Raw genomic sequence first — 11,980 nt, 5'->3', positions numbered from 1 at the left:
CGGTCAGCTGAGACCGACTCAGATGTCGAGGAAGCGGACGTCCTTGGCATTGCGCTGGATGAACGAGCGCCGTGCCTCTACGTCCTCGCCCATCAGCACCGAGAACAGGTCGTCGGCCTGCGCGGCGTCGTCCAGGGTGACCTGGCCGAGAACGCGGTGCTCGATGTCCATCGTGGTGATGCGCAGCTCCTCGGCGTTCATCTCGCCGAGACCCTTGAAGCGCTGGATCGAGTCTTCCCTGATGCGCTTGCCCGACTGCTTGCCGAGCTGGATCAGGGCGTCGCGCTCGCGGTCGGAGTACGCGTACTCGAAGTCGTCACGCCCCCACTTGATCTTGTACAGGGGCGGGCGGGAGAGGAACACGTGCCCGGCCTCGACCAGCGGACGCATGAAGCGGAACAGGAACGTCAGCAGCAGCGTGTTGATGTGCTGGCCGTCGACGTCGGCGTCCGCCATGAGAATGATCTTGTGATAGCGGAGCTTGGCGATGTCGAAGTCCTCGTGGACTCCGGTGCCGAAGGCCGAGATCAGTGCCTGGACCTCGGTGTTCTGCAGGATCTTGTCGATCCGGGCCTTCTCGACGTTCAGGATCTTGCCCCGGATCGGCAGGATCGCCTGGTACATCGGGTTACGGCCGGACTTGGCCGAGCCGCCGGCGGAGTCACCCTCGACGATGAAGATCTCGCACTTGGTGGGGTCGTTCGACTGGCAGTCGGACAGCTTGCCGGGCAGCGAGGCGCTCTCCAGCAGGCCCTTGCGGCGGGTCAGATCACGCGCCTTGCGGGCCGCGACCCGGGCCGTGGCGGCCTGGATCGACTTGCGGATGATGTCCGTGGCCTCGTTGGGGTTGCGGTCGAACCAGTCGTTGAGGTGCTCGTGCACGACCTTCTGCACGAAGGTCTTCGCCTCCGTGTTGCCCAGCTTGGTCTTGGTCTGGCCCTCGAACTGCGGCTCGCCCAGCTTGACGGAGATGATCGCCGTCAGACCCTCACGGATGTCCTCGCCAGTGAGATTGTCGTCCTTCTCGCGCAGCAGTTTCTTCTCGCGCGCGTACCGGTTGACCAGGCCCGTCAGCGCGGCACGGAAGCCCTCTTCGTGCGTACCGCCCTCGTGCGTGTGGATCGTGTTGGCGAACGAGTACACACCCTCGGTGTACTGCGAGTTCCACTGCATCGCGATCTCGACCGAGAGCATCCGCTCCCTGTCTTCCGACTCCACGTCGATGACGGTGGGGTGGATCAGCTCGCCCTTGCGGGAGTTCAGGTACTTCACGAAGTCGACGATGCCGCCCTCGTAGTGGTACGTGACCGTCCGGGCCGGCGGCTCCTCGGCCGCCTCGGCGTCGGGGTCGTCGGCGCCGACCGTCGCCTTCGCGGACTCGCGCTCGTCCGTCAGCGTCAGGGTGAGGCCCTTGTTGAGGAAGGCCATCTCCTGGAAACGGCGCGAGAGCGTCTCGAAGGAGTACTCGGTGGTCTCGAAGATGTCCGGGTCGGCCCAGAAGGTGACCGACGTGCCGGAGTCCTCGACCGCCTCGTGCTTCTCCAGCGGCCCTGTGGGCACACCCTGCTTGTACTCCTGCGTCCAGCGGAAGCCGTCGCGCTTGATATCGACCGCGACCTTGGTCGACAGGGCGTTCACGACCGACACACCGACGCCGTGCAGACCACCGGAGACGGCGTAACCGCCGCCGCCGAACTTGCCGCCCGCGTGCAGGACGGTGAGGACGACCTCTACAGCCGGCTTCTTCTCCACCGGGTGCATGTCGACCGGGATACCTCGGCCGTTGTCGACCACCCGTACGCCGCCATCGGCGAGGATCGTGACGTCGATTCGGGTCGCGTGCCCGGCCAGGGCCTCGTCGACGGAGTTGTCGACGACCTCTTGCACAAGGTGGTGCAGTCCACGCTCACCGGTCGAGCCGATGTACATGCCAGGCCGCTTGCGGACCGCGTCCAAACCCTCGAGGACGGTGATCGCGCTGGCGTCGTACGACGAGCCGGACTCGCCGTTTCCCCCGGCAGCAGTGGAAGGAATGTTCTCGTTGGGGTTGCCGGAATCGGCCACGAAGCGCCCTTTCTGGCACAGCACAAGCCGTTCTCCGGGCTACCGGGAGCGGCTGCGTCGTTCGGCATTAATCGACGTCCCGCGACAGTAGCGGGATTGTCCACCAGTCTACCGGTACCACGGACACTCATGGGGGTTTGCCGGTGGCTGAGTCCGCATGTGCCGCCCTGAACCCCGTCCGTCCGACTCCCCATATTCGGGAAGGGGCTCCAGGAGGCTCACACGGGCGCCAGGCGCTTCGGGCTGTCAACCGTCCACTACCGTGAGGGACGCCTCACCCGCCTCGCCCGTTTTCTCCTGCCGCACAGCCGTGATCCAGGGGCCCGCAAGAAACGGAGGGGCCCCCTCCGACCCGTCCCCGGGCTCAGCCGTACGTGTCCCCGGGCCCCGTGCTCCCCGGTGCCCGCAAGGGTCCGAACCTGCGCGGCGGCCCGCCCGGGCCCAGCACCTTGATCAGCCGTACCGTGCCCTGGCCCAGGTCCTCGTTCAGCCGGGCCACCAGCCGCGGCGCCAGCAGGCGCAGCTGGGTCGCCCACGCCGTCGAATCGCACTGCACCGTCAGCACACGCTCGTCCGGATCGTCGTCGTACCGGAGCGGAAGGCAGTGCTTGGCCAGGTCCTCGCCGACGATCTGCGGCCAGCGGCCCATCACACCGCCCACGGCGGCCGGGGTCTCCCAGCCTCGCTCGGTGATCAGCCGGTTGATCGCAGCGCCCAGGGGCAGCGGATCCCGCCCGTCCGCTCGCGCCCCCGACCGCAGACCGCCGCCCCGGCGGGCCTGCTTCTTCTGCTGCGCCGCGGCGCCGCGGGCCTTCGCCTGCTCCTTGGCCGCGCGCAGGGCCACGCGCGCCAGGTCCACACCCGACGATTCGGGCACCATCGGGGTATTCGGCTCCACCGGACGCTCGCTGCCCTCGCCGCTCATACCCGCTCCACCGCCCCGTCGGCCACCGCATACCGCGCGCCGGCCAGCACACGGGGGACGTCGTCATCGACCGCGGCGGTCACCAGGACCTGCTCACCCGGAGCCACCAGCTCCGCCAGCCGCTCCCGCCGACGGGCATCCAGCTCCGCGAACACGTCGTCGAGCACCAGGACCGGTTCGTTGCCCTCGGCCCGCAGCAGGTCGTACGACGCCAGTCGCAGCGCGAGCGCGTACGACCAGGACTCGCCGTGGCTGGCGTATCCCTTGGCCGGCAGCTGCCCCAGTTTGAGCACCAGCTCGTCGCGGTGCGGCCCGACCAGCGTCACGCCCCGCTCGATCTCCTGCTTGCGCACCTCGGCGAGCGCCGCCGTCAACTGCTGGAACAGCTCCTCGCGGGTGCCCTGTTCCACGCGCTCCAGCGGCTGCTCCGCCAGCTGCCCGGCGGCGGAGGAACGGTACTCCAGCGCAACCGGGCCGCCCCCGGGAGCCAGCGCCTCGTACGCCTTGTCGGTCAGCGGCTGGAGCGCCGCGATCAGATCCATCCGTTGCGCCAGGACCTCCGCGCCGACCCGCGCCAGATGCTGGTCCCATACGTCGAGCGTCGACAGATCGGCCCCGCGGCCGCCGTGCCGGCGTGCCATCGCCGCCGACTTGAGCAGCGTGTTGCGCTGCCTGAGCACGCGCTCGTAGTCGGAGCGCACCCCCGCCATCCGCGGCGACCGTGCGGTGATCAGCTCGTCGAGGAACCGCCGCCGCTCCCCGGGATCTCCCTTGACCAGGGCCAGATCCTCCGGCGCGAACAGCACCGTCCGTACGATCCCCAGCACATCACGCGGCCTGACCTGCGACGACCGGTTGATACGTGCCCGGTTCGCCTTGCCCGGATTGAGCTCGAGCTCGACCAGCTGCGACCGCTCGCCCTGTCTGACCGCGGCCCGGATCACCGCCCGGTCCGCCCCCATCCGCACCAGCGGGGCATCGGAGGAAACCCGGTGGCTGGCCAGCGTCGCCAGATAGCCGACCGCCTCGACGAGATTGGTCTTGCCCTGCCCGTTCGCCCCCACGAAAGCGGTGACGCCCGGATCCAGAGGGACCTCGACCCGGGCGTACGAGCGGAAGTCGGCCAGCGACAGATGCGTGACATGCATGGTGTGCGCCGACCTTCCCCCGGCTGCTGTGCACCGAGGGGCGCACAGCCTGTGGACTACTTCTTCGACTCGACCGCGTGGCCGCCGAACTGGTTGCGCAGCGCGGCGATCATCTTCATCTGCGGGGAGTCGTCCTGGCGGGACGCGAACCGCGCGAACAGCGACGCGGTGATCGCCGGCAGCGGCACGGCGTGGTCGATGGCGGCTTCCACGGTCCACCGGCCCTCACCGGAGTCCTGTGCAAAACCACGCAGCTTGTCGAGGTGCTCGTCGTCGTCCAGCGCCTCGACTGCGAGGTCGAGCAGCCAGGAGCGGATGACGGTGCCCGCCTGCCAGGAGCGGAACACCTCGCGCACGTCGGTGACCGAGTCGACCTTCTCCAGGAGCTCCCAGCCCTCGGCGTAAGCCTGCATCATCGCGTACTCGATGCCGTTGTGGACCATCTTGGCGAAGTGACCGGCGCCGACCTTGCCCGCGTGGACCGCGCCGAAGTCACCTTCGGGCTTGAGCGCATCGAAGATCGGCTGCACCTTCGCGACGTTCTCGGCGTCGCCGCCGTACATCAGCGCGTAGCCGTTCTCCAGGCCCCAGACACCGCCCGAGACACCGCAGTCCACAAAGCCGATGCCCCTGGCCGCGAGCTCCTCGGCGTGCTTCTCGTCGTCCGTCCAGCGGGAATTTCCGCCGTCCACCACCACATCGCCGGGCTCGAGGAGTTCGCCGAGCTCGTCGATCGTCGACTGGGTGGCCGCCCCGGCCGGGACCATGACCCACACGACCCGCGGACCCTTGAGCTTGCCCACCAGCTCCTGCAGGCCGGCGACGTCGGCGAGGTCGGGGTTGCGGTCGAATCCGACGACGGTGTGACCCGCGAGGCGGATGCGCTCACGCATGTTGCCGCCCATCTTGCCGAGACCGACGAGACCGAGCTCCATCAGATGATTCCTCAATCGTTGTGTGCAGTTGGTACCCGCGTCCGAGCCTACGCCCGCACACGGGTGCACACCTGTGGGGTCAGCCGCTCACTCAGCCGCTCAGACGGACCGGCATGATCAGGTACTTGTACGCCTCGTCCGCCTCGGCATCCATGGCCGGTTTGCCACTCAACAGCGCGGGCTTGGTGGAGGTGGTGAACGAGAGCTGGGCGACGGGCGAGTCGATCGCGCTCAGCCCGTCCAGCAGGAAGGTCGGGTTGAAGGCGATCGAGATGTCGTCGCCGTCCAGCTGCGCGTCGACGCGCTCCACAGCCTGTGCATCGTCACTGGAGCCGGCCTCCAGGATCAGCACGCCCTGCTCGAAGCTGAGACGCACCGGGGTGTTCCGCTCGGCGACCAGAGCCACACGCTTGACAGCCTCGACGAACGGCGCGGTCTCGATGACAGCGATCGAGTTGAACTCGGTGGGGAACAGCGTCCGGTACTTCGGCAGGTCGCCTTCGAGCAGCCGGGTCGTGGTGCGCCGTCCGGCGCCTTCGAAACCGATCAGCCCCTCGCCCGCACCGGAGCCGGAAAGCGCCAGAGTGACCGTGTCCCCACTGGTCAACGCCTTGGCGGTGTCCAGCAGCGTCTTGGCGGGCACCAGGGCGACGGCGGAGGCGTCCGGGCTCTCGGGCTTCCACAGGAACTCGCGGACCGCGAAGCGGTAGCGGTCGGTGGAGGCCAGCGTGACGGTGTCGCCCTCGATCTCGATACGGACACCGGTCAGCACGGGGAGCGTGTCGTCGCGGCCGGCGGCGATGGCGACCTGGGCGGCTGCGGAGGCGAAGACCTCACCGGGAACGGTGCCGGTCGCGGTCGGCATCTGCGGCAGCGCCGGGTACTCCTCCACCGGCAGGGTGTGGAGGGTGAACCGCGAGGAGCCGCAGACCACGGTCGCCCGTACACCGTCTGTGGAAATCTCCACCGGCCGGTTGGGAAGCGCGCGGCAGATGTCGGCGAGCAGGCGGCCGGAGACGAGCACGGTCCCGTCCTCGTCCACCTCCGCCTCCACCGAGACGCGCGCCGAGACCTCGTAGTCGAAGCTCGAGAAGCTGAGGGCGCCGTTCTCCGCCTTCAGAAGAAGGCCTGCGAGGACGGGCGCCGGCGGACGGGCCGGAAGGCTACGGGCCACCCAGGCCACCGCCTCCGCGAGTACATCGCGCTCCACCCGGATCTTCACCGGAACCGCCTCCTGCTGTTGCTGGCTCGCCCTTGCTGGCTTTCGTCGTCGGCTGTGTCGCCGGGGACCAGTCTGACGTACGGCGCCGACAGTCGGTGCGGGTCGGGGTCAAGTCGTGGCGAGGGGCGGGCGGGGCTCCGGGCTCGAGTTGTGCACAGGGCCTTCTTCGAAGCGGATTCCCGGTTAACTCTGAGTGGGAGTAGTAGTAGGGCCTGTGGAAACGGTGGATAACCCCGTCTGCGCAGGTCAGGCCCGATTTTTTGTCCACTGCACCTGTGGGCGGAAGCCGTGGACAACCCGGTGCATCTGTGGACACGCGAAAGTTCTGCACACCTGATGCACAGCATCGTGGGAGTTCTCCCCAGCACTGTCCCCAGCTTTACCCACCTTCCCCACAGGGCAATCGAGCGCCTTGGTGTGACGGCTTTCACTCGACCCGGTGAGCACGGGTGTTTCGTTGCCGAACAGTGGACACCGGTGTGGACAAGCTGTGGGCAACACGGCAGCACCTGTGGGCTGCCGGTGGACAACAGGGATCAAGACCTGTGGACGCATTTTGTGTCCACAGTCTGTGGAGTCCGGTTGGCCACAAATCCACAACCTGTTGACCTGGTGCGATGAGATCTCGGGCGGTCGGCCTGTGGATGGGATCGGGACAACTTCCCGGTCCCCAGGCTGTGGAAGGAAGATCGCCCTCGGATCTGTGGAGAACTGCCGCCGGCCGATCCGTATTCGAACACCGCAGAGGTGCGCAGGGGACGCGCACCACGGTGTGCGGGACGACGAAGGGCGCTCCGGGATCATCCCGGAGCGCCCTCGAAGGTTCTTTTCGGCGCTGTGCCGACGGCTCGGTCAGCCGTTCTTGATGCGGTTGGTGAGCTCGGTGACCTGGTTGTAGATGGACCGTCGCTCGGCCATCAGCGCGCGGATCTTGCGGTCCGCGTGCATCACGGTCGTGTGGTCACGGCCGCCGAACTGCGCACCGATCTTCGGCAGCGAGAGATCCGTGAGCTCCCTGCACAGGTACATCGCGATCTGGCGCGCCGTCACCAGCACCCGGCTGCGTGACGATCCGCAGAGATCTTCCACTGTGAGGCCGAAGTAGTCGGCGGTGGCGGCCATGATGGCGGTCGCGGTGATCTCGGGGGCGGAGTCCTCGCCGCCGGGGATGAGGTCCTTGAGCACGATCTCGGTGAGACCGAGATCCACCGGTTGTCGGTTGAGAGACGCGAACGCCGTCACCCGGATCAGCGCGCCCTCCAGTTCGCGGATGTTGCGCGAGATACGGGAGGCGATGAACTCCAGTACCTCCGGCGGGGCGTTGAGCTGCTCCTGCACGGCCTTCTTGCGCAGGATCGCGATACGCGTCTCCAGCTCCGGCGGCTGCACATCGGTGGTCAGACCCCACTCGAACCGGTTGCGCAGCCGGTCCTCGAGTGTGACCAGCTGCTTGGGCGGGCGGTCCGAGGACAGCACGATCTGCTTGTTCGCGTTGTGGAGCGTGTTGAAGGTGTGGAAGAACTCCTCCTGCGTCGACTCCTTGCTCGCCAGGAACTGGATGTCATCGACCAGCAGGATGTCCACATCCCGGTAGCGCTTGCGGAAGGCGTCGCCCTTGCCGTCGCGGATCGAGTTGATGAACTCGTTCGTGAACTCCTCGGAGCTGACGTACCGCACCCGGGTGCCCGGGTAGAGGCTGCGCGCGTAGTGCCCGATGGCATGCAGCAGGTGCGTCTTGCCGAGCCCCGACTCCCCGTAGATGAACAGGGGGTTGTACGCCTTGGCAGGTGCCTCGGCGACGGCGACGGCGGCGGCGTGGGCGAAGCGGTTGGACGCACCGATGACGAACGTGTCGAAGAGGTACTTCGGGTTGAGACGGGCGTGCGGTTCGCCCGGTCCCGGCGCCGGCGCGGGCTGGGCGCCCAATGGCCCGGGCGCTCCCGAGGGGCCGCCGCGGTGCCGGCCCTGGGACTCGGGCATGTCATGGCGCTCCGGGCGCGGCTCGTACTGCCTGCGCTCGGGCGGCTGCGACGGCCGGTAGTCGTGCTGGGGCCGACGCGGCGAGGCGTAGGGATCGCGGTCCTGGAAGCCGCCGAGCCTCGGCTGCTGCCAGGACAGGTCCTCCTGGGTCCGCGGCCAGGCGCCGGGCTCCGGGCGCTGCTGCTGATAGTCGGGGTAGGCGGGGCGGGCGGTCGGCAGTCCGTCGTCGGCCGTCGGGCGATGCCCGTACGGGTCGTACGGGTCGCTCTGGCGCGGCTCGTCGTGCTGGGGGCCCTGATAGCGCGGCGCCTGCTGTCCGGCGGGCGGCGCCGGAGGAGCCGGAGCTTCGCCCGCGGAGTCGTCGACGGTGATCGCGATCCGGATCGGGCGGCCGCACTCGCGGCTCAGGGTGTCGCTGATGAGCGGAGCCAGCCGGCCTTCGAGGACGCGCTTGCCCCACTCGTTGGGGACGGCCAGCAGCGCGGTGTCGGCCACGAGGGCGAGCGGCTGGCACCGCTCGATCCACTGTTTGTCCTTGGGCTCGATGCCTTGCTGACCATCGGCGAGTAGGTGTTCCAGCACTCGTGGCCACACTGCGGCAAGATCGGCAGGTACGTCAGCCACAGGGCACGCTCTCTCGCAGGTCCCACGAATGTGTGGTTCTCGGGACGGGATAGGAAGACAGGCAGAAAAAGTTTCGGAGTCCAGCCACGGTAGTCAGGGCGACCCACGTGGTTCAAGTTGTTGTCCACAGCCTGTGCACAGTGGACCCTGCCGTGGGCCTGGTTTGACCGGATGGCGTAGCCGCGCGTACCGTAACCAGGTCGAGTTGTCGATGGCTGCTGCCGCCTGCCTCCGATGGGCAAAGATCACGGTCTGTGATCGTGAAGCGGTGCACTCGGGCGTAAACGCGAGCTACTCGTGGGCGCACGGTGACAGCCAGGCGATGTCCCGCCATCTACGAATCATTTCTGGAGCCCCCGAGTGAGCAAGCGCACCTTCCAGCCGAACAACCGTCGTCGCGCCAAGACCCACGGCTTCCGCCTGCGGATGCGCACCCGTGCCGGCCGCGCGATTCTCGCGAACCGCCGTGGCAAGGGCCGCAGCAGCCTGTCCGCCTGACGTTTACAGGTCATGACGTGCTGCCTACCGAGAATCGGCTGAGGCGGCGCGAGGACTTCGCGACTGCAGTACGGCGAGGACGCCGGGCCGGCCGCCCGCTACTCGTCGTCCATCTACGCAGCGGCACAACGGACCCGCACGCGCCTGGGGAGAGCGCTCCCCCGACGTGTGCGGGTTTCGTCGTGAGCAAGGCAGTGGGTGGTGCAGTGGTACGCAACAAGGTCAAGCGGAGACTGCGCCACCTCATGCGGGATCGGCTCTCCGAGCTGCCCCCCGGTAGCCTGGTGGTCGTACGGGCGCTGCCCGGCGCGGGCGACGCCGACCATGACCAGCTGGCCCGAGACCTGGACGCCGCGCTTCAGCGGCTGCTGGGAGGGGGCGCGCGATGAAGTACCCGCTGCTGGCTCTGATCAAGCTGTACCAGTGGACGATCAGCCCGCTACTGGGGCCTGTCTGCAGGTACTACCCGTCGTGTTCCCACTACGGATACACGGCCATCGACCGGCACGGCGCGGTGAAGGGCACTGCTCTCACCGCCTGGCGCATTCTGCGGTGCAATCCGTGGTCGCCGGGCGGAGTCGACCATGTGCCTCCGCGCAAGCGTCCGCGGTGGCACGAAATGCTGCGCGATGCGTTGCGTGGCAGCAAGGGCGGGGACTCCGCCGCTGATGTGCCTACGGCCGGCTCGGCCCCAGAGACCCTGAGTCCGGCCGCAGAGACCTCGCCCAATGCTCAAGGAGCCTGATTAGTGGACACGATTGCCAGTCTCTTCAGTTTTATCACCACACCTGTCTCGTGGATCATCGTCCAGTTCCACACGCTCTACGGGGCGATGTTCGGCCCGGACACGGGCTGGGCTTGGGGACTGTCCATCGTGTCGCTGGTGGTCCTTATCCGGATCTGCCTGATCCCGCTCTTTGTGAAGCAGATCAAGGCGACCCGGAACATGCAGGCGCTCCAGCCGAAGATGAAGGCGATCCAGGAGCGGTACAAGAGCGACAAGCAGCGTCAGTCCGAAGAGATGATGAAGCTGTACAAGGAGACGGGCACCAATCCACTCTCCTCGTGCCTTCCGATCCTCGCCCAGTCGCCGTTCTTCTTCGCTCTCTACCACGTGCTCAGCAAGATCGCCTCGGGTGACCCGGTCGGTGTTCTGAACCAGGAGCTGGTGAACAGCGCGCGGCAGGCTCACATTTTCGGTGCTCCGATCGCTGCGAAGTTCATGGACAGCCCGGCTACGGTCGAGGCGCTCAACGCGACCCTTCTCGACGTCCGCGTCGTCACCTCGATCATGATCATCATGATGTCTGCGTCGCAGTTCTACACGCAGCGCCAGCTGATGCAGAAGAACGTCGACCTCACCGTCAAGACGCCGTACATGCAGCAGCAGAAGATGCTGATGTACATCTTCCCGCTGATCTTCGCCGTCATGGGTATCAACTTCCCCGTCGGTGTCCTTGTCTACTGGCTGACCACCAACGTGTGGACGATGGGCCAGCAGATGTACGTGATCAACCAGAACCCGACGCCGGGCAGCAAGGCTCAGGACAACTACCTGCAGCGTCTGCTCAAGAGCGTCACCGCCCACGGAGAGGTCCGGTCGCGACGCAAGCGCAACGTGGTCCAGGCAATCGTGGCCAAGGGCGTCGATCGCAACGACAACGAGCGCCGCTTCATCACCGCTCTGGCCAAGGCCGGCCTGACCGCGCAGGCGGACGGCACTGTCGCCAAGAGCGAGACCGCCGTGGCCGAGGCCGAGGGCGGCGCTGCGCAGAGGCGTCAGCAGCCCAAGCGTCAGACCAAGGCGAAGCGTCAGGCGACCGGAACCCAGGCCGGTGCGGCCAAGAGCTCCGAGGACGACTCCGAGTCGAAGACCTCGCTGCAGAAGGACGAGTCGAAGCCAGGTGGCGCCAAGCCCGCCGGTTCCGCACGCCAGCCCAAGCCCGCACAGCGCAAGGGCCAGCAGCGGCCCAAGCACCCGTCCTCCAAGAAGTAAGAAGGAGTCGATCCGTGACGGAAGGCACCATCTCCGCCGCCACCGAAGGTGGCGACACCCTGACCCGCCTGGAGCAGGAAGGGGAGATCGCGGCTGACTACCTCGAGGGTCTGCTCGACATCGCCGACCTCGACGGTGACATCGACATGGACGTCGAGGCGGACCGCGCTGCGGTCTCGATCATCAGCGACACGGCCAGCAGGGATCTGCAGAAGCTCGTGGGCCGCGACGGAGAGGTCCTCGAAGCTCTCCAGGAACTCACGCGTCTCGCCGTGCACCGGGAGACCGGTGACCGCAGCCGGCTGATGCTGGACATCGCGGGCTTCCGCGCCAGGAAGCGCACCGAGCTCGCCGAGCTCGGTGCCAAGACCGCCGCCGAGGTGAAGAGCACCGGCGAGCCGGTGAAGATGAACCCGATGACGCCCTTCGAGCGCAAGGTCGTCCATGACGCGGTCGCGGCCGCGGGTCTGCGCAGTGAGTCCGAGGGCGAGGAGCCGCAGCGCTTCGTCGTCGTGCTTCCTGCCTGACCCTCACCGATCCTCGGCCCCGTCTGTTGCGCAGGCGGGGCCGACCTTTGTCAGCCTGATA

The 11,980-nt window shown here is 67.5% G+C and carries 11 protein-coding genes; 5 read left to right on the top strand and 6 right to left on the bottom strand.

The window, feature by feature from the left end:
- Positions 1-18 precede the first annotated feature (18 nt).
- From gyrB to dnaA, 6 genes are all read right to left on the bottom strand, one after another.
- A complete protein-coding gene (gene gyrB / locus ACFYWI_RS13955) occupies positions 19-2,088 on the bottom strand; it encodes a DNA topoisomerase (ATP-hydrolyzing) subunit B (protein WP_389230397.1) in 2,070 nt (689 codons plus the stop codon).
- A 340-nt stretch (positions 2,089-2,428) separates the two neighbouring features.
- Positions 2,429-2,989: a DUF721 domain-containing protein gene (locus ACFYWI_RS13950; protein WP_389230394.1), complete on the bottom strand. Its 561-nt coding sequence runs from the start codon at positions 2,987-2,989 to the stop codon at positions 2,429-2,431.
- A complete protein-coding gene (gene recF / locus ACFYWI_RS13945) occupies positions 2,986-4,137 on the bottom strand; it encodes a DNA replication/repair protein RecF (RefSeq protein WP_389230391.1) in 1,152 nt (383 codons plus the stop codon). Before recF ends, ACFYWI_RS13950 begins: the two co-directional genes overlap by 4 nt.
- A 56-nt stretch (positions 4,138-4,193) precedes the next feature.
- On the bottom strand, positions 4,194-5,072 hold the full coding sequence (gnd, locus tag ACFYWI_RS13940) for a phosphogluconate dehydrogenase (NAD(+)-dependent, decarboxylating) (RefSeq protein ID WP_389230387.1): 879 nt from the start codon (positions 5,070-5,072) through the stop codon (positions 4,194-4,196).
- Positions 5,073-5,163: 91 nt separating this feature from the next.
- Positions 5,164-6,294 carry a DNA polymerase III subunit beta gene (gene dnaN / locus ACFYWI_RS13935; protein ID WP_389230383.1) on the bottom strand — a complete coding sequence of 377 codons (1,131 nt, stop codon included), beginning with the start codon at positions 6,292-6,294 and terminating at the stop codon, positions 5,164-5,166.
- An 852-nt stretch (positions 6,295-7,146) separates the two neighbouring features.
- The gene (gene dnaA / locus ACFYWI_RS13930; RefSeq protein WP_389230380.1) at positions 7,147-8,898 is read right to left on the bottom strand and encodes a chromosomal replication initiator protein DnaA; all 1,752 of its coding nucleotides are present in this window, start codon (positions 8,896-8,898) and stop codon (positions 7,147-7,149) included.
- Between the two features lie 360 nt (positions 8,899-9,258).
- Between dnaA and rpmH the strand changes: the two genes are divergently transcribed.
- From rpmH to ACFYWI_RS13905, 5 genes are read left to right on the top strand one after another with little or no spacing between them, the layout of a single operon-like run.
- Complete coding sequence (rpmH, locus tag ACFYWI_RS13925; RefSeq protein ID WP_003967884.1) at positions 9,259-9,396, top strand: 50S ribosomal protein L34; 138 nt, start codon at positions 9,259-9,261, stop codon at positions 9,394-9,396.
- A 17-nt stretch (positions 9,397-9,413) separates the two neighbouring features.
- Positions 9,414-9,785 carry a ribonuclease P protein component gene (gene rnpA, locus ACFYWI_RS13920; protein ID WP_389230375.1) on the top strand — a complete coding sequence of 124 codons (372 nt, stop codon included), beginning with the start codon at positions 9,414-9,416 and terminating at the stop codon, positions 9,783-9,785.
- On the top strand, positions 9,782-10,141 hold the full coding sequence (gene yidD / locus ACFYWI_RS13915) for a membrane protein insertion efficiency factor YidD (protein WP_389230372.1): 360 nt from the start codon (positions 9,782-9,784) through the stop codon (positions 10,139-10,141). The genes rnpA and yidD overlap by 4 nt, the downstream gene beginning before the upstream one ends.
- A 3-nt stretch (positions 10,142-10,144) precedes the next feature.
- Positions 10,145-11,392, top strand: a complete 1,248-nt coding sequence (gene yidC / locus ACFYWI_RS13910) for a membrane protein insertase YidC (protein WP_389230369.1) — start codon at positions 10,145-10,147, stop codon at positions 11,390-11,392.
- A gap of 14 nt (positions 11,393-11,406) precedes the next feature.
- Complete coding sequence (locus ACFYWI_RS13905; protein WP_389230366.1) at positions 11,407-11,919, top strand: protein jag; 513 nt, start codon at positions 11,407-11,409, stop codon at positions 11,917-11,919.
- Positions 11,920-11,980 lie beyond the last annotated feature (61 nt).

Origin of the sequence: Streptomyces sp. NPDC002889 (assembly GCF_042888425.1) — a bacterium.
GTDB lineage: Bacteria > Actinomycetota > Actinomycetes > Streptomycetales > Streptomycetaceae > Streptomyces.
Note: the sequence above shows the minus strand (reverse complement) of the source record. Positions and strands in the feature narration are given on the sequence as shown.